Genomic DNA, 25068 nt, shown 5'->3' with positions numbered 1-25068 from the left:
AAAAAAAGGCACTCATTTGAGTGCCTTTAAATTTAGCTAGCGGCAATAGGGCTTGAACCTATGACCTAACGGATATGAGCCGTTTGCTCTGCCAACTGAGCTATACCGCCGTAAGAGTTTTGAGTATATAAAAAATATACATTTATGTCAAGCCCTAATTTAGAAATCTAAGCTTAAAACTTTAAATATCGAAATAATTTTAGGATTTATATCCTTATACAAAAAGATAGCTTCCCTGTCTTCAGGTTTGACTCCTTTAAGGGCTCTGAGTTTTTTCATTACTTCAGGGTCCGTATTTTTTGTCGCATATATTGCACCGATATCAACCAGTTTTTTACTTACGATAAGTTCTCCGCCCGCTGCAAGGTTTTGAAGGCGGCACGCAAGATTTATACCGTAACCTACGTAATCTCTATATTTTAATTGGGATGCTTCTGCCGAAATTTCATATTTGTATACTTTATCAAGTACTAAAGCGCCGCCTATTGACAGATTTCCGAAAGGTTTAAATAGTTCTTCTCTTGCAAATTCTATATATGTAGTAAAAACCGTGACGGCTTCTTTTATTGCAACCCCATCCAACTTATCCCATATAACTAGTGCCCCGTCTCCAAGCAGTTTATAATACGAACAATTATAGCCGAATTGATTAAGGCAGGAAAGGAAATTAGCCGTAAAAGATTTAATTAAACCGAAAACAACTGTTTCATCATTATTACACATAAAGTCACTAAAGCCGCGTACATCTATACAGAGGATAAGAGAATGTGGTCTTGTTTCACCGAGGTATACATTATCAAATATATCTATCGGCCCTTTTTTTAAGGCTTCCAACGTAAGCGAATCAAGTTCGACCGTGTCATTGCCTGATGCATTTATCCCTAATTCTGAAATTATATCATCACTCATAGAAGCATTGTAATATATATTTAAAAAAATAGCAAGGTAATTTTATGATTTTAGAAGAATAAAAATTTTAAAAGGAAATAAAAAAAGACCGTTATGTTAAACATCATAACGGTCTTCATTTTATATTACGGGTTAGTACATGCCCGCACAGGGAAATCTAAAGATTTAGTACATTCCCGCATACGGTTTACTTAAGCTTTTAATACATGCCCGCACAGGGAAATCTAAAGATTTAGTACATGCCCGCATAGAGTAGGCTTAAGCCTTTTAATACATGCCCATGCCGCCCATGTCGGGTGAAGGCATTGCAGGTCCGGCTGATTTTTCGGGGATGTCCGTAATTGCACATTCGGTTGTCAGTAACAGACTTGCGATTGAAGCTGCGTTTTGCAATGCGGAACGGGTAACTTTGGCAGGGTCGATGATACCGGCTTTTACCATATCCGCCCATTCCATCTTAGCGGCATCGAAGCCTACGCCCTTCTTTTCTTTAGCCTTTTCTGCAATAACTGCTCCGTCCAAACCTGCATTTTCTGCAATTTGGCGGATAGGTTCTTCGAGGGCTCGTTTTACAATCTTAAAGCCTACTTTTTCGTCCTCTGTAAGAGAGCTCATATCGGCTTTTTCTAGGGCTGAGATAGCCTGAATCATTGCAAGACCGCCTCCTGCAACAATACCTTCTTCGATAGCGGCTCTTGTTGCCGAAAGAGCGTCTTCAACTCTGTGCTTTTTCTCTTTCATTTCAACTTCGGTTACGGCACCGATCTTGATAACGGCAACGCCGCCTGAAAGCTTAGCCAATCTTTCTCTTAGCTTTTCACTGTCATATTCCGAATCGGTTGCATCAAGCTGAGCCTTGATCTGGGTAACTCTGTCTTTAATATCCTTGGATTTGCCGGCTCCGTCGATAATCATAGTGTTGTCTTTATCGATTTTTATACTTTTTGCCTGACCCAACATTGAAATTTGAGCTGCTTCAAGTTTAAAGCCCAATTCTTCCGAAACAACTTGTCCGCCCGTTAAAACGGCTATGTCTTCAAGCATTTCCTTTCTTCTGTCGCCGAAACCGGGGGCCTTAACTGCACAGGTCTTTAATGCACCTCTGAGGCTGTTTACAACCAAGGTTGCGAGAGCTTCGCCTTCAACATCTTCTGCGATGATTAAAAGAGGGCGGCCTGATTGGGCTACCTGTTCCAAGAGGGGAAGAAGATCCTTCATTGTTGAAATTGATTTATCGTAGATGAGGATGTAGGGATTTTCAAAAACGGTTTCCATTCTGTCTCTGTCGGTTACAAAGTAAGAAGAAATATATCCCCTATCGAACTGCATACCTTCTACATAGTCTGTAACGGTTTCCATTGTCTGGGCTTCGCCTACATCGATAACGCCGTCCTTTCCTACCTTGGCGATGGCATCGGCAATGATTTTTCCGATTTCCGCATCATTGTTTGCAGAAACAGAGGCAACATGGGCAACTTCTTCCGAGCCCTTAATTTCTTTTGAATTTTTTTGAATATCTTCAACGGCGATAGCTACAGCCTTGTCGATACCGCGTTTTAATTCAAGCGGAGTCATTCCGGCTGCTACGGCTTTTAAGCCTTCTTTTACCATGGAGTATGCAAGAACAGTTGCTGTTGTGGTTCCGTCTCCTGCAACATCATTTGTCTTTGTTGCAACTTCTTTTAAAAGCTGGGCACCCATATTTTCAAATTTGTTTTCAAGTTCAACTTCGCGTGCTACGGATACACCGTCTTTTGTAACTGTAGGGGCACCGAAACTCTTGTCGATAAGAACATTCCGTCCCTTGGGGCCGAGTGTAACTTTTACTGCATTTGAAATTTGTTCAACACCGGCGAGAAGGCTTTTTCGAGCCTCTTCATTAAACAATAATTGTTTAGCCATTTTAGTTCTCCTTAAGAATCTATATTAATTTAGTAATTATCGTGGGTATAAGATACAAAAAAAACGGCAAAACGGCAAGAGGGTGGGGGAATTGCCTTTATGCCGCTTTCTTCTTTAATTCTTTTTGTTATTAAAAAATGCTTTTTCCAAGTTCGGCTGCAAGACTATTGCCCCAAAAAAAGCCCTTGTCGGTAAATTTATAATTTTTAGAGCCTTCATCTTTTTTGATCAAAGCCTCTTTTTCCAATCCGGTAAGCATATCATAGATTTTATCCGACTCTTCTTTTGTCAAAAAACTTAAATCCAACAATCCTTCTTGAAGCTGTCCTGAAAATCTTTTTATTCTGCGGTAATCTTCGCTTATCCACATACCCGAAGTTTTATCAAAGCCGCTAATTTGATCCGCAAATTTTTCTTTGTCGAGGGGATTCATTACGGCCGTATTATTTACGAAGCCTCCGGCTCCGGCTCCTACAGGAAAAATATCGCCGCCTAGGTGCCCGCTTCTGATATATTCGTAGTTGTCTCTGCCGGGTTTTACAAGTTTTGTTATCTCTAAAAAATCGTAACCTGCTTTTCGGCTTTCTTCCAAAATGGTCAAAAAGAACTCTGCATCCTGATGAAGCGTTTTTTCGGCATATTCTTCTTTATCGACACTGCGGCCTATCTTGGAAGTATCCATTACGATGAGAGAGTAAAAAGAAAAACCTGCAATATCTAAGGCAAAGGCCTTATGCAAGTCCTCCTTTAATATTTCCTTTGTTTCACCGGGATAATTATAAATAATATCGATGTTGACATTTTTAAAGCCGGTTTTAAAAGCTCGTCTCAAAAAATTTTCCGCATTTTCGCCGTTTCCGATTCTGCCCAATGTTTTTCGCCCTTCATCATTAAAGGTTTGAATACCGGCACTTATTCTGTTTAAACCGTTTTCAAAAAGAATTTTAAGCTTTTCGTCATCCAATTCAGAAACAGTAGTCTCCATCGAAATTTCGGCATCTTTTGCTATGTTAAAATTTTTTTGAAGAGCTTTAAGTATTTCGGCAAGCTGTTTTGCAGGCAGGGTTGTAGGTGTTCCGCCTCCGAAATAAACCGAATTTATGTTTGAGGTTTTTACATATTCCGTCTTACCGTAATTTTCAATCTGCCTTATCACAAGGGCGGCGTAGTCATCCGGTACCGGGTTTATTGTCCGCCTCATGCTGCAAAAGTTGCAAATTTTTTTACAATAGGGTACGTGGATGTAAATGGATTTTTTCCCGTTTTGTGTATTGGGTTCTGAAAGGGCTTTTTCCAAAGACCTCATTCCTTTTGAATATTTCATGGAACCCATTCCTGTATCGTGATGAGATTTTTTGCGGTCTTTAAATGAACAATTTAAAATATCTTCTGCAGTCATTTATAGAATGCTCCTTATGTTAATTTTAACCGGCAGATTTTAATTATCTTCCGAAATTTTCAAATGCTTTTTTTGCATTTTCAAAATCTTTTTTATCAGGATGTTTTGCCGCCTCTTCATGGCGTTTTCTTCTTTCTTCATTCATGTAGTGCGGATGATCTTTAGGTAAGGATTTAAACATTTCGGTAAGAGCCGGATCTATTTTTCCTTGACAGCCGAATCCTGCAAGCACTTCATTTCCGTTTTTTGTTAAAAGATCTTTTGCGCTTTTATGGCAATCTTCCGCATGGGGAGAATCGGGATAAGCTCCCAATGTAAAGAAATAGCCCGTTTTTTTGTTTTTAATCGTTTCCATAAAATTTAATGCTTCTTCATTTGGAAGGCCCTTATCGATCCAAAAACCTACAATGACCGCATCATAATTGTTTAAGTCTTTAACTTCGCTCACTGCAAAAAAATCGGTTCCCTGAGGAAGAGTTTTTAATACGGCTTCTGCTACAGCCTTGGTGTTTCCAGTTTTACTTGAATAAGTCAATAAAATTTTCATAAATAATTCTCCTAATTGATTTTTGATTTAGATTTTGCCTTTTCTTTTAGGCAATACGATCGGAAAATGTTCCTCTTCGTCATAAATAACTTTACAGTCTATACCGTAAATTTGTTTTATAAGTTCTGAAGTAAAAATTTCTTGCGGTGTCCCTTTTTTGTAGAGTTTGCCGTCTTTTAATACGATAATTTCATCGCTATATTGTGCTGCCTGATTTAAATCGTGCAATACCATAATAATCGAAAGGTTAGTGTTTCGATTTAAATCGTAAACAAGATCCAAAAGTTCCAGCTGATAACCTATATCCAAATAGGTGGTAGGCTCATCCAGCAGTAGCACCTGAGGCTGCTGTGCTAATGCCATTGCAAGCCAGACACGCTGTCTTTCGCCGCCTGAAAGCATGCAAACTTTTTTTTCGGCAAAGTCGACTAAGTCCGTTTGGATAAGGACTTGTTGTAAAATGTCTTCATCTCTTTTTTCAAATTGCTGATACCATTTTTTATGCGGACATCTGCCGAAGTATATCAGATTTTTTACCGTAATATCTTCAGGCGAGATATTGTGCTGCAATAAAATTGCCAATCGTTTTGCAAATTCCTTTTTTGATACTGTTGCGATATCGGTATCGAAAAGGGATATTTGGCCGCATGCAGTATTTAAAAGACGTGCAAAACTGCGTAAAATGGTTGATTTTCCGGAGCCGTTAGGTCCTATTATCGAAATAATTTTTCCTTGTGTAAAATCCGCAGAAAAACTTTTTACTACATCTTTTTTATCGTATCTTAACGAAATATCTTTTGCAGAAACAGCTGTCATAACAAAAGTACCTCCTTATCTCCTTTTACCGGAACTTCTCAGTAGGTATAGGAAAAACGGTGCTCCGAATATCGACATTACAATTCCTACAGGCAATTCAATCGGTGAAGCAATAGTGCGAGCAAAAGTATCCGCCCCGAGTAGCAAAACCGCTCCGCCGAACATTGAAAACGGTAATAGGCTCTTATAATCCGAGCCGACCAGCATCCTCATGATATGGGGGATAACTAAACCTATAAAACCGATGATTCCGACAGTCGAAGTCGATATCCCTGCCAAAAAAGCCCCGATAATCGAAAGAAATACACGGCAGCGGTTGACACTTACCCCAAGACTTTTTGCTTTTTCATCTCCCAGCAATAAGACATTCGCTGCCCTAATACAAAGAAGAGCAAGTATCAGGGCAGGAATACTGTATACAATAAGCACTTGAAAATGCCGCCATGTTTTTCCGGACAAGCTTCCGTTAAGCCACATCAAAGCACCCTGAAGCCTATCGCTATACAAAATAGAAATAAGACCGGTAAGGCTGCCCAAAAGAGCATTAATTGCAACACCCGACAGAATAATCCGCACGGGAGTAAACCCGTCTTTCCACGCCAAAATGTATATTAAAAAAGCGGCAAACATCGCCCCGACAAAAGCTGCAGGCGGAACCAAGTATGCATACTGAGGAATGGCAAGCATCAATATAACTCCGGCAACACTGGCACCGGCAGAAACACCGATAATACCGGGATCCGCCAAGGGATTTTGCATAACCGCCTGCATCAAGGCACCGGCTGATGCGAGATTCATGCCGATAATAAGAGCAACAAGTACCCGCGGTAATCGCAAACCGAAGATAACATCAGTAACTAACTGTTCTCCTCTGCCGAGCAGAGCCACCCAAATTTGTGCAAACGAAAATTTGAGCGACCCTAATGCAACAGATGAAAAAAACAACAAAACAAGTAATAGCGACAAGATAATAAAAACACTTGCTTTTTTCATCCGTGTTTCCTACTTATTTACTTCCATAAAAATAAGAACCCAAAGTTTCCAGAGCTTCCGGTACATAGGGAGAACCAAAGACAAAAAATACTCGGGTATCCAAACTATAATATCTCTTATTTTTAACGGCATCAATCTTTTGCCATAAATCACTTTGAAATTCTTTTTCATACATTTTTGCAGTAGCTTCCTTATCAGCATGATTGGTAATCAAAATAACATCCGGATTAGCAGCCTTTACCAGTTCCAAATTCATCGGAACAGTTGTATTTTCGATAGTATTATCAGTCCATATATTTTCCGCGCCTAAGACTTTTACCAAACTGCCTACAAAAGACCCCTCCGTATGTATGCTCATGCTATTGGGGAAGCCTGCAATAACCAAAACTTTAAGCGGTTTTTTATTTTTATTGGCAGCTTTAGCTTTTGCAATCGCATCTTCGACTTCTTTTACATAAGCAGCGGCTTCTTTTTGTTTGTTGTACACCTCTCCTAGGTACTTCATCGAATTTAAAATGTCCGTATAGGTTGTCGTCTGCAAAAATTCTGCGGGAATGTTTAAAACCTTTAACTGTTCTTCAAGGGGAGAGCCTTTAGCGCCACTTGCCAAATAGAAGTCGGGATTTACCTCTTTAAGTTTTTCAAGATCAGGACGCATCGGTGTACCAATTTCCGTTTTATCTTTATACTTCTCACCAATGTCCCGCTTTGTCGACGGTCTTGCAACTATATCGACACCCAGTATATCAAGCATCTGTAATACGACAATCTGCCCTACGGCAGTCCTCTGCGGAACGGACTCCGGCACCATGTAGCCGTACATTTCACGGCCTTTTTCCTGTTTCGTACTGCCTTCCTTGCTTCCTCCTGCAAACAGCAGGGTACTCATACAAAGGAAACCAAAAATAATAAATAATTTGTTTTTCATAAAAACCTCCAAAACAAAAGTTTTAACCATATTTCTTATAAAAGAAAGATGTTAGCCATAGCTAAGTTTGCACAGGATAACATTATTTATTTTTTCTGTCAATAGGAAATGAAAAAAAAGTGCTCGGTTTTTATCTAGAAAAAGTTCCGAATATTTAAGGAGGATGAAATCCTTGCCGTTAGGAACTCGATATAGCCTTCTTAAAAAATCGTTTTTGTAATGAAATAAGCGGAGGAGAATTACAACTTGCCTACATTGCAAAGACTCTTGTTATACGTATGGATTTTTTGGAATAGCCCAACCGGTAAAATATGGCATGCGGATCTTCGCAAAAAAAATGTGTAATCGGTTTAATTACCGACTACACACTTTAATGACAGGGTACTATCAATTCCCGGACTTTATCTTCCCTTCTTTAAAAAGGCATCTTTAAAGCCCAGCTGCTTAAAGCGCTCAAGAACAGCACCGGTTTCATCAGGCTTTAAAGGTCCTACAAATATGGTATATCTTGTGTTGTTTTTTACAAGCCTTTCTTCCACTACCATAGGATATTTTTTCCCGTATTTTTTTAAGACCTCATTCCGATTGTATTTATCGTCATAGATTACTATCTGAACATAGGTTTTGCCTTTTTCCAGTTTGCTTGAAACAGGCTTAATCTCATTTACAGGAACTGCGGATTCTTCTTCGGGCTTTTCTTCGGCTGCGGTATATATATCCGAATCGGTTTCTTCATACGTGCCTGAATCTTCGGGTTCTTCGGCCGGTGTCTCTTCAACCGGCGTTTCCTCAACAGGAGCCGGTGTTTCTTCAATAGGAGCAGGAGCCTCTTCTTTTTTATCTGCAACAGTCTCATTTTTGGGCGTAACGGAAGCAACTGTTTCAACCTTTTTTTCTTCAACCGGAGCTTCATCAACAGGTTCTACTACAGGATCTACAACTTCAACGTCTTCTATCTCTTCTTTAGGCTGTTCGGGCCCTTGCGGTTCCGATACCTCGGTTACAGGAGACGGGGCGGCTTCCGGTTTTGCTGCAGGTTCATTTATAGGATCCACCGTTATAGGGGGATTTTCATTTGCCGGCTCCATATAGGTTTCAGTTATGGGTTCAACGGTTTCAGGTGCATACGTCAAAGATGAATCTTCGGCAGGTTTCTCTTCAACCTCTTTAATCGGTTCTACTTTAGGTTCAGGCTCCTTTACCTCTTCCACAGGTTCTATAGATACCGGTTTTATTGGTTCTATCGGTTCTTCAACTACAGGATCAATTATAGCATCTACATCAGGAACTTCTTCTACTACAGGAATATCTTCAGCCGTTTCCGCGGGTGTATCTTCAATAGGACTTTTAAGATCATCGTAGAGAATTGTATCTGAGCCTGTATTTTCGGATACGGGTTCGGCTTCTTCTTTTTTAACATTTGCACTCGGTAAATCCGAATGAGATGCTACAAAGAGGGCCGGGTTGTTATCTAAGTCTTGAGATTCAGGGCCGGCGGCCGAAATGCTTTTACCGTCATCCCCTTCTTCATTTACCGGACTAGGCGTAAGGACTCTTATTCTGATAACCTTTCCCCTCGGAACTCCGAGCTTTTCTCCCAATTCGGGTGACAGGCTGGCCAGAAGACCTGGAATTCCTGACGGACCTATAACAACGGCTCTTGCCTTAACGTTCTTTTCAAGGTTTGTTATTTCCAAAAGGGTGTGTTTAGGAAACATATCGCTTCTGACAAACAAGCCTTCAGCCGGAAAATCGGTAGAAGAGCCGATGCCTCCGTTTCCTTCCCAAACCGCCCATATACATGAAAACGATATAATGAATATCAATGAAAATAAAACTTTTTTGTTCATAATCCCTCTCCTTATCTCCTGCTGATTGCCTCGAATATTTCTTTTGATATTTGATCAGCCATTTTTTCGGCCTTTTTTTCTACGTCTTTTTCTTTTAGTTTAGTGATATCGATGTTTTTTTTGTATATTTCTTTTTCGCTCGCAAAATCTAACATACGGACAGTCATTTTTTGCCAATCCGCTTCTTTTAATTGGTTTTTTTTGTTAAATAGGAGTTCGGTACCATATTGCATATAAAAGATAATCAGGTAGTTCGGGCTTTCCTCAAAAAAAGCCTTTATTGATGTAAGCGAAATTTCTTCTTCCGATTTTACTTCGCTGATAGGAATGCTGGTAGCAATAAAACCCTCATCAAAAAACTTGTCAAAAAGGTTGTCTTCAAAAATTTCGGTAATATTTCTACATTTTTCGTGTGCATCTTTGTTTTGGAAACAGGCAAAGGCTGCCGTATCCGCAAAAGCTAACCCGAAAAAAATAAAAAATAATATACAGTTTATGTATTTTTTTAACATAATAGTCCTCGTGATAGATTATCGGTATTCCCAAAAAAAGATTAAGAGAATTTAAAAAGGGGCTTTTAAAAGCCCCTTAAAATTCGTTATAGATTTTCCAATATCTTGTTTAAACTATCCTTTGCATCGCCTAAGAGCATCATAGTGTTGGGATTAGGCTCGTACAAGGGATTTGGAACTCCCGCATAGCCTGGCTGTAAGTCAAAGTTACAGATGATTAGCTTTTTAGCCTTTTCTGCGGCTAAGACAGGCATTCCATAGATTGGCGTGCCTTCTGCCGTGTTTGCGGCCGGGTTTACGACATCGCTTGCTCCTATGATTATGGCCAAATCCGTCTTATCGAAGTCGGGATTTATAGCTTCCATTTCGTAGAGCTTGTCGTAGGGAATGTCAACTTCGCACAAGAGTACGTTCATGTGGCCGGGCATTCTTCCTGCGACGGGGTGAATGGCAAAACGCACATTTTTTCCCATAGATTCAAGTTTATCTGCCAGTTGTTTTACCAAGCCCTGTGCCTGAGAAAGAGCCATGCCGTAGCCGGGGATAACGATGATTTCCTTTGCTTCTTTAAACCAATGGCCTATTTGAGCTTCCGTTCCGGCTTGTTCTTGACTTGCTTCCGCTCCTGTGCTGCCGGATATTCCGCCTGAAGCACTTCCTGCAGTGCTTCCCTTAGTTCTGAGGGAGTCGAGCATGGTGTTTATGCTTTCCTTTGCATCACCTAAGAGCATCATAGTGTTGGGATTAGGCTCGTACAAGGGGTTGGGAACTCCCGCATAGCCGGGCTGTAGGTCGAAGTTGCAGATGATGAGCTTTTTAGCTTTTTCTGCAGCCAAGACAGGCATTCCGTATATGGGCGTTCCTTCTGCCGTGTTTGCGGCGGGGTTTACGACATCGCTTGCTCCGATGATTATGGCCAAATCCGTCTTATCAAAGTCCGGATTTATAGCTTCCATTTCGTAGAGCTTGTCGTATGGAATATCGACCTCGCAAAGAAGTACGTTCATATGGCCCGGCATTCTTCCTGCGACGGGGTGAATTGCAAAACGCACATTTTTTCCCATAGATTCAAGTTTATCTGCCAGCTGTTTTACCAAGCCTTGTGCCTGTGAAAGGGCCATGCCGTAGCCGGGGATAAAAATTACTTCTTTAGCATCGCTAAACCATGAGGGGAGCTGCGACTTATCGGCATGTCCTGTTGCCGTAAGCTCCTGTTGAGCTGGTTTTGCTTCTCCCATTTGCTGAGGTTTTGCTTCTGACGCTTCTTTTGGTGCAGATGCTGAAGAACTTGCCGACTGTACAGGCTTTGCAGGCTGTGCCGGTTTAGCCGCCTTGCTAAAAAGAATTGAAGCGAGGCTTCTATTCATTGCCCTGCACATAATCTGGGTAAGCAGGAGGCCCGAAGCTCCGACTATACCTCCAACAGATACCAAGAGAATATCTCCTATCGCCATACCTGCAATTGAGGCTGCAACACCCGATGTTGAGTTTAAAAGAGAAATCGTAATCGGCATGTCCGCGCCGCCTACGCGTATAGCAAAGAAGATACCGAAAAGAAGGCTTATTACAAGCCCTGCAACCGAAATGATTATCATTAGTTCAGGTTTAATAGGAAGAAGAACGATGAAGGCTATCATTCCTAAAAAGCTGATTGTGGTCAAAGCCTGATGAGCAGGCAGAACCGTAGGTTTTTGAGGGAGAAGCTTGTGAAGTTTTCCTGCGGCTATTAAGCTGCCTGAAAAGGTTAAAGCTCCTACTGCTAAGGCTATTCCTCCCGTAACGATAGCAAAGATTCCTGCTTGAGAATTAACCGCTGCGAGAGTTAAGAGGGCTGCAACAGCCGAAGCTGCTCCGCCTAAACCGTTGAGTAAGGCAACCGTTTGGGGCATGGTAATCATTTCTACCTTTATTGTGAGGTAAATACCGATTGCCGCTCCTATGGCAAGCCCTGCCCACATCATTCCTGCAGAAAAAATTTGATATTTATACAGGGTTACGCATACGGCTGCGAGCATACAAATGGCACTTAAACGGTTTCCCTTAACTGCCGATTTAACCTTACTCATCATATTGATTCCTAAAAGAACCCCAATGCTGAGTACTCCGCAAATAATATAATAAACCGTATCCGTCATTTTGTACCCTCTTTGGACTCATTGCCCGTTTTAAACATTTTAAGCATTCTGTCCGTAAGACCGAAGCCGGCAACTACGTTTATTGTTGCACAAATGATGCCTATACAGCCGAAAACCTTGCTGCCTGTTGTAATTGCAGCGGCCGTAGCGGTCATTGTAGCCAAGATGGTAATGCCGGATAGGGCATTCATACCCGACATAAGAGGGGTATGCAAAAGACTTGGTACATTCTTGATCAGTTTGTAGCCTATAAGGGTCGTTACAACAAAGACAAGAACCAGTATCAATTCCAAACTCATATGCCCATTGCCTCCCTGGCTCCTTTATGAACGATTTCACCGTCAATAGTGGTAAGAATACCTTTGACAATGTCATCGTTTCGGTCAAGCTCGATTTTTCCGTCCTTGATAAGATAGCGGGTGAGGTTGCAAATATTTTGAGCAAACATCCATGTAGAGCTTGAAGGAAGAAGTCCGGGTATGTTTTTAATACCTACAAGGTGAACATTGTGCTTTTTGACAACTTCGCCCGGAGGTGTTAACTCACAGTTTCCGCCTTGGTCGATTGAAATATCAACGATTACCGAGCCGGGTTTCATGGTTTTTACCATTTCTTCTGTGATGATAACCGGAGCGAGTTTTCCCGGAACAAGGGCCGAAAGGAAGATTATGTCCATGTCCTTAATATGAGGAGCGAGCATCTTTCTTTCGTTTTCGAGGGTTTCTTTTTTAAGATGAAGGGCATAGCCGCCTTCTCCGATGGCCTCATTTTCGGGAACGCCTAAATCGATAATCTTTGCACCGAGGGACTGAGCCTGTTCACGGGCTGCAGGCCGGATATCTGCTGCATAAGTTACGGCTCCAAGTCTTTTGGCTGTTGCGAGTGCCTGTAAGCCGCCTACACCCGTTCCGACTATTAAAACGTTCATAGGTTTAATCATACCGACAGCACAGAAAATTTGAGGGATAAATCTGGGCAATAAATTTGCGGCAATTAAGATTCCTTTATAACCTGCACAGGTACTCATCGAAGTAAGAGCATCCATGTTTTGTGCTCTTGAAATTCGAGGAACCCCGTCGAGGGTTAAAGAAATAACGCCTTTTTTTGCCATGTTTTTAACCATTTCGTGGTTAACCGGAGCTGCAGGGTGAATAAATGTGATAAGATACTGTCCTTGGTGCATCATATCGATTTCGTGACAGCCCATTGCATCATTATAAAGGGGCTCTTTTACCTTTAAAATGATTTCCGAATCGGAAAAAAGTTTTTTAACATCGGAAACTATTTCGGCTCCGGCCTTTTCATATTCCGGATCATGGAAATAGGCGCCCTCTCCGGCCCCTTTTTCCACTAAAACCTTGTGTCCGTCCTTAACCAAAAGCTCGCATGTTTCCGGGGTAGCGGCAACACGGTCTTCTCCATGCATGATTTCCTTAGGAATACCAATAATCATAAAATCCTCCTATAGAGTACAGTTTTTATATAGCTATACTGAACTCTTAATTTCAATCGATTATATCATAGTAATACATTGCCGTCAAGGTTCGGTTTTAGTGTTGTGGTTTCCGAAAATTTGTTTACATCTAATTTATTTTAAGCTCTTATATATTTTTTTTAATTGTGATAAGATGACTTTCATAGGATATTTAAGATGAAAGTAACCAAAAAATTAAGTATTTTAACGGCAATAATGGTTTGTTTTTTATTTTTTTCTGCTTGTACCAAAGAGAATGGAAAGAGTGAATTCAAAAAGTACAAAAGTATGGCAGAAGCCCTGAATAAACAGTGCCCTACAAAGATAGGGGATGATATTCAGCTTGATGCAGTAGAATATATTGAAAACATTCATACTCTTCAATATGTGTATTCTTTTACCAAAAGGGTTAAAGAAAATAATACACCTGAGGTGTGGAATATGATTGAAGCCGGTACCAGAGAAGCTCTTATCACGGAATTTAAGTCCCAAACTTATGTTGAACAATTTAGAAATGATAAGCTTAATATGAGCTTTGTTTACAATGACAAAAATAAAGAACACCTTTTTACTGTTGTGCTCAATAGCGGGGAGTACTAAAAAGAGTTAAGCATTGTTTTAATATAGCAATCTTAAAAAATCTAAAAAAAAATATTTTTTAGCAAAAACCTTACCAAAAGTACTTGACAAAAGTTTGAGAAAGGGGTATATTCGCTCACACCGTCAGCTAAGACGGTGTGCCTAGAAAAGCAAAGAAAACACTAGAAAAGTTTTGCAAGTCTTGCTTTTTCAATGAAGGCAAGGCTTCTTAAGTTTGGCAGCTTAAACGTTGCAAAAAAGGTTAAAAAAAATAAAAAAACTTTTAAAAAGCTCTTGACAAAAAGTGAGAAAATAGTATATACTCCTTTTTGCTCGCTATATAACTTTTACAAGTTTTTAGCGGATGATATTTGAAATTAAGAGGGAAGGGAAAGAACAAAAATAGCCAAAGCGTAAAGCTTTTGGTAAGGAAAGTATCAAAAACCGGTAAGGGTTAAGCTGATTAACCTTTACCAAATTCCTTAAAAATATAAGTAAGGGACAAACTAAAATTAGAAATCAACCGCTCTTTAAGGGCGGCTTGAAATAATAATGATGGAGAGTTTGATCCTGGCTCAGAACGAACGCTGGCGGCGCGTCTTAAGCATGCAAGTCGAACGGTAAGGGAGAGCTTGCTCTCCCCTAGAGTGGCGGACTGGTGAGTAACGCGTGGGTGACCTGCCCTGAAGATGGGGATAGCTAGTAGAAATATTAGATAATACCGAATGTGCTCATTTACATAAAGGTAAATGAGGAAAGGAGCTACGGCTCCGCTTCAGGATGGGCCCGCGTCCCATTAGCTGGTTGGTGAGGTAAAGGCCCACCAAGGCAACGATGGGTATCCGGCCTGAGAGGGTGAACGGACACATTGGGACTGAGATACGGCCCAAACTCCTACGGGAGGCAGCAGCTAAGAATCTTCCGCAATGGACGAAAGTCTGACGGAGCGACGCCGTGTGAATGAAGAAGGCCGAAAGGTTGTAAAATTCTTTTGCAGATGAAGAATAAGAAGAAGAGGGAATGCTTCTTTGATGACGGTAATCATGCGAATAAGCCCCGGCTAATTACGTGCCAGCAGCCGCGGTAACACGTAAGGGGCGAGCGTTGTTCGGAATTATTGGGCGTAAAGGGTATGTAGGCGGTTAGGTAAGCCTGGTGTGAAATCTACGAGCTCAACTCGTAAACTGCATTGGGTACTGCTTGACTTGAATCACGGAGGGGAAACCGGAATTCCAAGTGTAGGGGTGGAATCTGTAGATATTTGGAAGAACACCGGTGGCGAAGGCGGGTTTCTGGCCGATGATTGACGCTGATATACGAAGGTGCGGGGAGCAAACAGGATTAGATACCCTGGTAGTCCGCACAGTAAACGATGTACACTAGGTGTCGGGGCAAGAGCTTCGGTGCCGACGCAAACGCATTAAGTGTACCGCCTGGGAAGTATGCCCGCAAGGGTGAAACTCAAAGGAATTGACGGGGGCCCACACAAGCGGTGGAGCATGTGGTTTAATTCGATGATACGCGAGAAACCTTACCTGGGTTTGACATCAAGAGCAATGACATAGAGATATGGCAGCGTAGCAATACGGCTCTTGACAGGTGCTGCATGGCTGTCGTCAGCTCGTGCCGTGAGGTGTTGGGTTAAGTCCCGCAACGAGCGCAACCCCTACTGCCAGTTACTAACAGGTAAAGCTGAGGACTCTGGCGGAACTGCCGATGACAAATCGGAGGAAGGTGGGGATGACGTCAAGTCATCATGGCCCTTACGTCCAGGGCTACACACGTGCTACAATGGTTGCTACAAATCGAAGCGACACCGCGAGGTCAAGCAAAACGCAAAAAAGCAATCGTAGTCCGGATTGAAGTCTGAAACTCGACTTCATGAAGTTGGAATCGCTAGTAATCGCACATCAGCACGGTGCGGTGAATACGTTCCTGGGCCTTGTACACACCGCCCGTCACACCATCCGAGTCGAGGGTACCCGAAGTCGCTAGTCTAACCCGTAAGGGAGGACGGTGCCGAAGGTACGTTTGGTAAGGAGGGTGAAGTCGTAACAAGGTAGCCGTACCGGAAGGTGCGGCTGGATCACCTCCTTTCTAAGAGAAAGGGTAATTTGAAGGTTGTTTTAACCTTCAAAAAATATACAATGTATATTAGTCTTGAAGTACACAAGACAAATCGATACTTCCTTTTCGTTCTTTCCTGAAACTCTTTTTTTATAAAACAACTGAGGGGATATAGCTCAGCTGGCTAGAGCGGCGGCTTTGCAAGCCGTAGGTCAGGGGTTCGAATCCCCTTATCTCCATAAAGCCTTGTTTAACGACAAGGTTTTTATTCGCCCAATCGATAAGAAAAGGTGAACAGATATTTGACATAACTAGGGAAGGGAATGAAGACGCTGTAGTGATTAAAACATTACAGTGTAAAAGAAAAGTAAAAAAATACAAAACTTCTTTTTTAAGCGAAAAGTGTAAAGAAAGAAGGGACAATAATATGGTCAAGCGAGAATAGGTTTATGGCGAATGCCTATGGAGCTAAGAGGCGAAGAAGGCCGTGGTAAGCTGCGAAAAGTTCCGTGTAGGAGCACACATCCTGTGATACGGAAATAGCCGAATGGGGTAACCCGTTAGTAGTGATACTGACATTACGCTCTTGAATAAAATAGAGAGGTAAAGCGATACTGAGTGAACTGAACCATCTAAGTAACTCAAGGAAAAGAAATCAAGTGAGATTCCGAAAGTAGCGGCGAGCGAAATTGGAGGAGCCTAAACCCTTTAAGGGAGTTGAAGGGCTGCATCGGCGTAGGACCGACAAGTTACAAATTCGATTTATAGCAGAAAGGTTTTGGGAAAGCCTGGCGTAGAGGGTGAAACCCCCGTAAGCGAAATAAATCGGACTTGTTGATGCAGCTTCTTAAGTACGGCGGGGCACGAGAAACCCTGTCGGAAGCCGGGTCGACCACGATCCAAGGCTAAATACTACTTAGCTACCGATAGTGAACAAGTACCGTGAGGGAAAGGTGAAAAGAACCCCAGTAAGGGGAGTGAAATAGAACCTGAAACCGTAAACCGACAAGATGTTACAGCCCTTTTAAAGGGTGGTAGCGTGCCTTTTGTAGAATGAGCCTGCGAGTTACGATATGCAGCGAGGTTAAGGAATAGAAGTTCCGGAGCCTAAGGGAAACCGAGTCTTAATAGGGCGAATAGTTGCATGTCGTAGACCCGAAGCCGGAGTGATCTAGTCATGAGCAGGTTGAAGCAAGGGTAAAACCTTGTGGAGGACCGAACTATAATCTGTTAAAAAAGGTATGGATGACTTGTGACTAGGAGTGAAAGGCTAATCAAACCCGGAAATAGCTGGTTCTCCCCGAAATGCCTTTAGGGACAGCCTCATACAAAATTATCGGAGGTAAAGCACTAGTTGGACTAGGGGGCGTCAAAGCCTACCAAACCCAGTTAAACTCTGAATGCCGATAATCAACGTATGGGAGTGAGACTGCGTGCGCTAAGGTTCGCAAGTCAAAAGGGAAACAGCCCAGACCGTCAGCTAAGGTCCCCAAATACTGCTTGAGTGTGAAATGAAGTGTGGATACAAAGACAGCCAGGAGGTTGGCTTAGAAGCAGCAATTCCTTTAAAGAGTGCGTAACAGCTCACTGGTCGAGTGTCCATGCGCAGATAATGTAACGGGGCTAAGCAGTATACCGAAGCTACGGGTCTTACGCGATTTTATGTGTAAGGCGGTAGGGGAGCATTCCATTAACTGATGAAGGCATACTCGCGAGAGGTGCTGGAGGAGATGGAAGAGAGAATGCAGGTATAAGTAACGAAAAGGGAGGTGAGATCCCTCCCCGCCGAAAATCTAAGGTTTCCTGGGTAAAGGTAATCTTCCCAGGGTAAGTCGGCCCCTAAGGCGAGGACGAAGGTCGTAGTCGATGGGAAATCGGTTCATATTCCGATACCTTTTATAATTTCGATGGCAGGACGCATGAGGTGAAACCCGGCCGGCTAACGGATGCCGGTCAAAGTAAGCGAGCCGTTATAAAGGATGATAGGCAAATCCGTCGTCCAAGGTAAGCTGCGACAGCGAGTGAAACTACGGTGGAGCGAAGCGGGCGTAATCAAGGTGCCGGGAAATACTGTCTAAGGTTAAGGTTATAAAAGACCGTACCGTAAACCGACACAGGTAGATGGGATGAGAAATCTAAGGCGCTCGAGAGAACTCGCGTTAAGGAATTCGGCAAAATGCACACGTAACTTCGGAAAAAGTGTGACCTCCTTTTTTTTAAAGATGAGGGGGTGGCAGAAAGCAGGCCCAGGCGACTGTTTATCAAAAACACAGCCATCTGCGAACCAGCAATGGGACGTATAGGTGGTGACACCTGCCCGGTGCCGGAAGGTTAAGAGGAGAGGTTAACAGCAATGTGAAGCTTTGAATTGAAGCCCCGGTAAACGGCGGCCGTAACTATAACGGTCCTAAGGTAGCGAAATTCCTTGTCGGGTAAGTTCCGACCCGCACGAATGGTGTAACGATTCTGGGCACTGTCTCAACGCGAGACTCGGTGAAATTTATATACCGGTAAAGAAGCCGGTTACCCATAGTTAGACGGAAAGACCCCGTGAACCTTCACCGCAACTTATTATTGGGACTTGGTTTATCATGTGTAGAATAGGTGGGAGGCTATGAAGCTTGACCGTTAGGTTGGGTGGAGCCGAAAAGTGAAATACCACCCTTGATAAATCAGGTTTCTAACCTGTCCCGTGAAACCGGGATAGGGACAGTGATAGGCAGGCGGTTTGACTGGGGCGGTCGCCTCCTAAAGAGTAACGGAGGTGCGCGAAGGTCTCCTCACGCCGGTTGGAAATCGGCGCAGCGAGTGTAAAGGCACAAGGAGGCTTAACTGCGAGAGTGACAGCTCAAGCAGATACGAAAGTAGGTCTTAATGATCTGGCGGTAGCGAGTGGAAGCGCCGTCACTTAACGGATAAAAGGTACTCCGGGGATAACAGGCTGATATTCCCCAAGAGTTCACATCGACGGGAATGTTTGGCACCTCGATGTCGGCTCATCGCATCCTGGGGCTGAAGCAGGTCCCAAGGGTTTGGCTGTTCGCCAATTAAAGCGGTACGTGAGCTGGGTTCAGAACGTCGCGAGACAGTTCGGTCCCTATCTGCTATGGGCGTTGGATACGTGAGAGGAGCTGTTTTTAGTACGAGAGGACCGAAATGGACGAACCTCTGGTGTACCGGTTATCCTGCCAAGGGTAAGTGCCGGGTAGCTAAGTTCGGAAGGGATAACCGCTGAAGGCATCTAAGTGGGAAGCCCGCCTCAAGACTACGTATCCCTGAGGGTTTAACCCTCCTAAAGACTCCTTGCACACTACAAGGTTGATAGGTTGGAGGTCTAAGCACAGTAATGTGTTCAGCCGACCAATACTAATAAGTCGTGAGGCTTGACCATATTATTGTTTCTTTTTTCTATACATAAATAAAGATAACTTTCTTTTTCATTCTCTTTTTTAGTACACTTAAAACTTGAAATAGAGTTTTAAGTCCTTAATTTGTTTTTTATTGCCAGGTGGCCATAGTGGAGAGGTAATACCCGTTCCCATCCCGAACACGGAAGTCAAGCTCTCTTACGCCGATGATACTGCTGATCAAGTGGGAAAGTAGGATGCTGCCTGGCTTTTTTTTATTCGTGCGGAGGGTTGCTGATTCCTTGCATTATTTTTCAAAAAATGATAATATCTAGCTCTTATGTCTTTAAGACAGGAGTTAGCTTATGGTATTAGTTGTTGTAATTGTAATTGCTCTTATATTGTACATTCTTATATTTCCTATAAAAAATGCTGTCGAAATAAAAAAACAGAAAGAAGAAATTATTCGTTTAAAAAGTAAGCTTTCGGATTTGGAATTTAAATTTCAGGGTAATTCTAATGTTTCTTCTGAAACTGAGGCTCAAGTATGGATTAAGGCCGGAGAAGATTCTACGAATGAAGATAATACAACTAATTCGTTTGTTAAGGAATCTTCTAATGATGAGGCTCTTTCAAAAGATGAGGTAAAAGAAAACTTAAAACAAAAAGGAATTAAAGAAAAACATGCGGCTATTTCTCCGTATTTTAAGAAATTATTTTCAATAGAATCCATTATCAGTAAGCTGGGGATTATCCTTCTTTTGATAGGGGTGGGCTTTATCTTCAAACTAAGCTATGACAAGGGATATATAACGCAAGAGGTTGCCTTGATTATCGGCGGCTTGATAGGAGTTGCTCTCTGCTTTTTCGGCTTTAGGAGCTCGGCTAAATCGAGGCTTGTGTTAAGTCAGGTTTTATTTGGGGGAGGTATAGCCGTTTTTTATCTTACTGCTTACGCTGCCTATTTAAGGTACGGTCTTTTAGGGGATTTTTCCGCTTTTATATTTTTAAGCTTGATTACGGCTCTTTCTTACACTCTTTCAATTATGACCGTGTCTTCATCAATATCCATAATAGGCTTGCTTGGTTCCCTTATAATACCCTTTGCTGTAGATTTAGGCTTTTTAGGTTTGACAGGTTTTGGGCTCTATGTATTTGCTGTTTCGACCCTTTCATCAGCGGTTTATTTTTTTAAGCGATGGAGGCTTTTGCAGTTTATCTCGCTGATTTCCTTTTTAGGAATTTTAACCCGTCTTTTACTTACTACGGCTTTGAATGTCGATGATGCGGTTCTGTTTTTCGGCCTTGTGCTTTTATTGATGGCCGTTCATATCATTCCGGATCTTTATTTTTATTTAAAAGATGATGAAAAGAAAAGGGATAAAATTCTCTCTCCTGCTTTTGGCGTTTTAAATTTAGGCTTTTCCTTATTTTTAACATATAAACTTTCTATTTATAAATTTGCGCCTCAAAGCAGCGTCTATCTTATTTTTTCATTTTTTTACATAGTTTTAGCCTATCTTGCTTTCCGAAAAAAAAGAATGGATAATTTGGGGCTTATTTATCTTGCGGGGGCTTTGCTTTCTATTTATGTAACGGTAGTGGACAGGTTTACATACGATATTCAGCCCGTCCTTATATTAAGTATGGCCTTTTTAGGATTTTGGCTTTTCCGCAAAAAAGAAGAATTAAAAGTTTTTGTTTTGCTTCACCTTCTTTTTGCTGCAGCTTATATAATGGCGATAATTTCACTTGGGCGAGATTTTGACAATCTTACGCCGCTGTTCTTTTTCCTTCAAGGAGCTTTTTACCTTGTTCCGATGGGCTTATCGGTTTTTGTACAAAAAGAAAAATTTAAAAAGGCTTATCAAGGATTTGTTTTTCAAGCCTATATTTTTATATTTTTGATCTTAAGCTTGTATAAATTTGATATAAAGAGGACGGAAATTTTTGCTCAAGGCCTTGTGCTCGTCCTCATAGTTGTTTATAACCTTATGCATCATAAACTTAAAAAAGAATGGTTCTATGAGCGGGCTGTAGATGCGGGAATTTTTATTTTATTTTTATTTTCGTTTGCAGACACTTTAAATTGTTTTTTTAAATGGAACCGCTCTTATGTATATCTTTTTCTTGGAATTGAAGCGGCTCTAAGTTTTGCAGTTTACAGTCTTTCTCTAATAAAAGAAAAAACTGAAAATGCCCGATTTTTTTACAGACTTTGCTTTTTTATTTTAATGTTGAAAATTATGCTTTTCGATTTTTCTATTGCAGCAGATCAATTTAGATATGGAATTTTACTTTCGGGACTTTTTATTTTAGCCTTGGATAAATTTTATAAAAATAAGTTTAATAAAGATAAGGCAAGTTTAAATGTCGGCCGTATATTTTTGATTACCGTTGCATTTTTTTATTACATATTTATTTACAGCCATATGCCGTATCAGGATGCAATCCTCATTAAAATTTGGAATATAGATATTCTTTCGGTTGTAATAAATATTTTAAATGCCCTTATATTGATTGCTTTTTTTAAGATACTAAACATGCCGCAAATTCTTTACTTTGCAGTTATCAGTCTTATCTTTGTTTTTTTGAGCTTTGTGGATATTTATCTCCCCGTAAAAAACGGAGGTATTTTAACCCTTCTTTGGGCTTTTTATTCTATAGCTTCCTTTGTTTATTATTTGCGGAAGGGAAGGGCTAGGATGGTTTATATTTCGCTTGGGCTGATAATCTTTGTTGCGGCAAAGCTGATTATTCTTGACTTAAATACCTTGAATATTTTATCGAAGGTTATTACATCCTTGGTGTTTGGCGTTGCCCTTCTTTTATTGAGTTATGCAATTCAGCCCATGTTAAAAAAGTTTGGGAAAACCTGAAATTGAAAAAACCGAAGAAAGTTAGAGAGCCTTTTAAAAAATTTTAAAGGCTCTCTTGATCGGTTTAGATTTTATGACCGGTTTGCTTAAAGATAAAGGCGTAGATATCCGCCGTTTCTTCTATTATTTTTGCTGTAGGTTTGCCGGCTCCGTGGCCTGCTTTTTCGGTTATACGGATAAGGATCGGGTTTTCTCCCTTGTAAGTGTCATGTAGAGCTTGGGCATACTTAAAGGAGTGTGCAGGAACAACCCTGTCATCATGGTCTCCCGTACATACCATAATGGAAGGATAATTTATCCCTTCTTTTACGTTATGGAGGGGAGAGTAAGCATAAAGATATTCAAACATCTCCTTACTGTCCTCGCTGCTTCCGTATTCATCGACCCAAGCCCAGCCTATGGTAAAATGCTGGTAGCGGAGCATATCCAAGACTCCAACCTGAGGGATTGCAACGGCAAAAAGATCGGGGCGTTGGTTTGTTACGGCTCCTATTAAAAGGCCTCCGTTCGAGCCTCCTTGAATTGCAAGTTTTTTGCTTGAAGTATATTTGTGTTCTATCAAATATTCTCCTGCTGCAATAAAATCGTCGAAGACGTTTTGTTTTTTCATCTTTTTTCCGGCTGAGTGCCATGCTTCTCCGTATTCAAGACCGCCGCGTAAATTTACGCAGGCAAAAATGCCTCCTTTTTCCAAAAAGGCCATTCTGGCTGCAGAGAAGACGGGCGGAAGGGAAATAGCAAAGCCTCCGTACCCATACATAATCGTCGGATTATTTCCGTCGAGTTTAATATCTTTTTTTGAAACAATGTGCATAGGAATCTTTGTTCCGTCCTTGCTCTTAAAAAAGACCTGTTCGCATTTAAAATCTCCTGTGTTGATTGGAATGGCAGGAACAAAAAAGTCGGTTAAACTGTTTGTTTTTATATCATAGCGTATGATTTTGTTGGGAGTTGTATAAGAGGTAAAATTGAAAAATAAAGAGCCTTCATTTTTTCGTGTTCCTGAAAAAGAGATGCTTCCATTTGCAGGCAGATTTATTTTTGTACTGTTTTTTCCGTCGAGACCGCAGATAAAGGCCTCATCCTGAACATCCCGCAAGTAAACCGTAAGGAGTTTTCCTCCGCAAAGGGCTGCGCTTGATAAAAGGCAGTCTTTTTGAGGGATTACTTCATCGATGGACTCTTCACTTATATTGTTTAAAGATGTCTTTACAACTCGGTAAAATGGAGCTTGTTTATTTGTTAATAAATATAAAAAGCCGTTTTCCGTTTCAAGAGGCCAGACACTGTCATTAAAATGAGTGTTGTATTGTTTAAAGCAGTTTGAACATTTAGGAAGGCCTTCGCTTAGATCCGCAACAAAGATCATATTGCCCTCACTTCCGGCTTCAAGAGCTGTAAGAAGGAGGGTTTTCTCGTCTTCAGTTGTACTTGCGGAAAAAGAGCGCAAGGGATGCTCCTTGTCCTCAAAAATGAGAAGGTCATCGCTTTCTTTTGTTCCAAGTTTATGGTATTTTAACTTTTGGAATTCGTTTTTTTCGGTTAAAGATTTTCCTTTATCGGGAGCATCGTATGAGCTGTAAAAAAAACCGTCCTTATACCATGCAATGTTGGAGAATTTTACCCAGTGTATGTGTTCTCCCGTATCGGCTTTTTTTTCGGCATCAAAGACAAAGATTTCTTCCCAATCGGAGCCGCTTCCCGATACGGAGTAGGCCATATATTTTCCATTCTTGGAAAAGGCAAGATTTTTTAAGGCCGTAGTTCCGTCCGAGCTTAGCTTATTCGGATCGAAAAAAACTTCAGGAGAGCTTTCCGCCCTTGTGTTTCCGCTTTGGCGGTACATAATGCTTTGATTTTGTAAGCCTTCCGTTCTAAAAAAATAATAAAAGTCTCCTGCCTTAAAAAGACCTGAGCGTTTTTCATAATCCCAAATTTCCTCGAGCCGTTTTTTTAGCTCGCCTCTGAAAGAGATTTTGGATAAAAAATCTTCGGTTTTTTTATTTTCTTCTTTTACCCAAGCTATGACTTCGGGTGCATTATCGTCTTCAAGCCATCGATACGGGTCAGGCACGACGGTTCCAAAATAATTGTCGGAAACATCCGATTTTTTATATTGCATAATCTTCTCCTTTAAAATCTTGATAGATAATAGAAGAAAGTATGTTTTTTTTCAAGTAGTTTAAAAAAATCTAAAAAAAATGCACTTTTTTTATGTAAACCGCTTGACATTCTAAATTTTTGTGATAAAATGGGTGTAAGTGGGAGAAAGTAGTAAAAAGTGGGTAGTTTTGCAATGACCGGAGAATATAAGAATACTCTTGACGAAAAAGGAAGAATTATGTTTCCGGCTAGAATTCGTGCAGAATTACCCGATTCAAATTTGGTTATTACAAGAGGTGTAGGTAACTGTCTTTGGATTTTTACTGCGGATAAGTGGAAAAAGGTTTCTGATGAGATTATGAAGAAAACTTCTTTGTTTAAAGCACAATCTTTGTTGGTTATGAGGCGTTTAATTGCCCCTGCCCAAGAAATTGAGGTTGATAAAAACGGCCGTATATCTATTCCCCAGAGCCTCCGCGAGTGTGCAGGGCTCGAAAAAGACTGCATTATTTTAGGTCTCGGTAAATTTTGTGAATTGTGGGATCTAAAACAATATGAAAAATATTTAAAGGAGAGTGAGCCGGATTTTTCTGAAGCTGCTGAAGCTTTGGGTGAAATAGGTTTTTAG

At 41.3% G+C, this 25068-nt stretch carries 15 protein-coding genes, 2 tRNA genes, 3 rRNA genes and 1 pseudogene; 7 read left to right on the top strand and 14 right to left on the bottom strand.

What is annotated here, in order from left to right:
* Nucleotides 1-37: 37 nt before the first annotated feature.
* The 13 genes from HO345_RS07550 to HO345_RS07490 form a co-directional block, all read right to left on the bottom strand.
* Nucleotides 38-110 (bottom strand) — tRNA-Met (locus HO345_RS07550).
* A 49-nt stretch (nucleotides 111-159) separates the two neighbouring features.
* On the bottom strand, nucleotides 160-909 hold the full coding sequence (locus HO345_RS07545) for a hypothetical protein (RefSeq protein ID WP_253682310.1): 750 nt from the start codon (nucleotides 907-909) through the stop codon (nucleotides 160-162).
* Nucleotides 910-1176: 267 nt separating this feature from the next.
* Nucleotides 1177-2811: a chaperonin GroEL gene (gene groL, locus HO345_RS07540; RefSeq protein WP_253682309.1), complete on the bottom strand. Its 1635-nt coding sequence runs from the start codon at nucleotides 2809-2811 to the stop codon at nucleotides 1177-1179.
* Nucleotides 2812-2941: 130 nt separating this feature from the next.
* Nucleotides 2942-4210, bottom strand: a complete 1269-nt coding sequence (locus HO345_RS07535) for a coproporphyrinogen-III oxidase family protein (RefSeq protein ID WP_253682308.1) — start codon at nucleotides 4208-4210, stop codon at nucleotides 2942-2944.
* Nucleotides 4211-4253: 43 nt separating this feature from the next.
* Nucleotides 4254-4757 carry a flavodoxin family protein gene (locus HO345_RS07530; protein ID WP_253682307.1) on the bottom strand — a complete coding sequence of 168 codons (504 nt, stop codon included), beginning with the start codon at nucleotides 4755-4757 and terminating at the stop codon, nucleotides 4254-4256.
* 27 nt (nucleotides 4758-4784) lie between these two features.
* Nucleotides 4785-5573 carry an ABC transporter ATP-binding protein gene (locus HO345_RS07525; protein ID WP_002670725.1) on the bottom strand — a complete coding sequence of 263 codons (789 nt, stop codon included), beginning with the start codon at nucleotides 5571-5573 and terminating at the stop codon, nucleotides 4785-4787.
* Nucleotides 5574-5588: 15 nt separating this feature from the next.
* Nucleotides 5589-6566, bottom strand: coding sequence for a FecCD family ABC transporter permease (locus HO345_RS07520; protein ID WP_253682306.1), 978 nt, complete (start codon nucleotides 6564-6566; stop codon nucleotides 5589-5591).
* Between the two features lie 13 nt (nucleotides 6567-6579).
* Nucleotides 6580-7494 carry an ABC transporter substrate-binding protein gene (locus HO345_RS07515; RefSeq protein WP_253682305.1) on the bottom strand — a complete coding sequence of 305 codons (915 nt, stop codon included), beginning with the start codon at nucleotides 7492-7494 and terminating at the stop codon, nucleotides 6580-6582.
* 401 nt (nucleotides 7495-7895) lie between these two features.
* The gene (locus HO345_RS07510) at nucleotides 7896-9344 is read right to left on the bottom strand and encodes an SPOR domain-containing protein (protein WP_253682304.1); all 1449 of its coding nucleotides are present in this window, start codon (nucleotides 9342-9344) and stop codon (nucleotides 7896-7898) included.
* A gap of 11 nt (nucleotides 9345-9355) precedes the next feature.
* Nucleotides 9356-9856, bottom strand: a complete 501-nt coding sequence (locus tag HO345_RS07505; protein WP_253682303.1) for a hypothetical protein — start codon at nucleotides 9854-9856, stop codon at nucleotides 9356-9358.
* Between the two features lie 86 nt (nucleotides 9857-9942).
* Nucleotides 9943-11991 carry an NAD(P)(+) transhydrogenase (Re/Si-specific) subunit beta gene (locus HO345_RS07500; RefSeq protein ID WP_253682302.1) on the bottom strand — a complete coding sequence of 683 codons (2049 nt, stop codon included), beginning with the start codon at nucleotides 11989-11991 and terminating at the stop codon, nucleotides 9943-9945.
* On the bottom strand, nucleotides 11988-12290 hold the full coding sequence (locus tag HO345_RS07495; protein ID WP_253682301.1) for an NAD(P) transhydrogenase subunit alpha part 2: 303 nt from the start codon (nucleotides 12288-12290) through the stop codon (nucleotides 11988-11990). Before HO345_RS07495 ends, HO345_RS07500 begins: the two co-directional genes overlap by 4 nt.
* The gene (locus tag HO345_RS07490) at nucleotides 12287-13444 is read right to left on the bottom strand and encodes an NAD(P) transhydrogenase subunit alpha (protein WP_010696750.1); all 1158 of its coding nucleotides are present in this window, start codon (nucleotides 13442-13444) and stop codon (nucleotides 12287-12289) included. Before HO345_RS07490 ends, HO345_RS07495 begins: the two co-directional genes overlap by 4 nt.
* A gap of 198 nt (nucleotides 13445-13642) precedes the next feature.
* Between HO345_RS07490 and HO345_RS07485 the strand changes: the two genes are divergently transcribed.
* The 6 genes and pseudogenes from HO345_RS07485 to HO345_RS07460 all read left to right on the top strand — a co-directional run bounded on the left by HO345_RS07485 (nucleotide 13643) and on the right by HO345_RS07460 (nucleotide 22362).
* Nucleotides 13643-14065: a DUF8479 domain-containing protein gene (locus HO345_RS07485; RefSeq protein WP_253682300.1), complete on the top strand. Its 423-nt coding sequence runs from the start codon at nucleotides 13643-13645 to the stop codon at nucleotides 14063-14065.
* A 531-nt stretch (nucleotides 14066-14596) separates the two neighbouring features.
* A 16S ribosomal RNA gene (locus HO345_RS07480) occupies nucleotides 14597-16141 on the top strand.
* A gap of 135 nt (nucleotides 16142-16276) precedes the next feature.
* Nucleotides 16277-16350 (top strand) — tRNA-Ala (locus tag HO345_RS07475).
* Between the two features lie 190 nt (nucleotides 16351-16540).
* Nucleotides 16541-19502, top strand: a 23S ribosomal RNA gene (locus HO345_RS07470).
* Between the two features lie 113 nt (nucleotides 19503-19615).
* Nucleotides 19616-19727, top strand: a 5S ribosomal RNA gene (gene rrf / locus HO345_RS07465).
* Together the 16S, 23S and 5S rRNA genes with 1 tRNA gene alongside form the textbook arrangement of a ribosomal RNA operon.
* A 96-nt stretch (nucleotides 19728-19823) precedes the next feature.
* Nucleotides 19824-22362 (top strand): annotated as a pseudogene (locus HO345_RS07460) (DUF2339 domain-containing protein).
* A gap of 39 nt (nucleotides 22363-22401) precedes the next feature.
* Here HO345_RS07460 and HO345_RS07455 read toward each other — a convergent pair.
* The gene (locus tag HO345_RS07455; protein WP_253682298.1) at nucleotides 22402-24459 is read right to left on the bottom strand and encodes a prolyl oligopeptidase family serine peptidase; all 2058 of its coding nucleotides are present in this window, start codon (nucleotides 24457-24459) and stop codon (nucleotides 22402-22404) included.
* A 174-nt stretch (nucleotides 24460-24633) separates the two neighbouring features.
* On the opposite strand from HO345_RS07455, the gene mraZ reads away from it, so the two are divergent.
* On the top strand, nucleotides 24634-25068 hold the full coding sequence (mraZ, locus tag HO345_RS07450; protein WP_253684594.1) for a division/cell wall cluster transcriptional repressor MraZ: 435 nt from the start codon (nucleotides 24634-24636) through the stop codon (nucleotides 25066-25068).

The organism is Treponema denticola (assembly GCF_024181645.1).
GTDB classification, from domain to species: domain Bacteria; phylum Spirochaetota; class Spirochaetia; order Treponematales; family Treponemataceae; genus Treponema_B; species Treponema_B denticola_A.
Note: the sequence above shows the minus strand (reverse complement) of the source record. Positions and strands in the feature narration are given on the sequence as shown.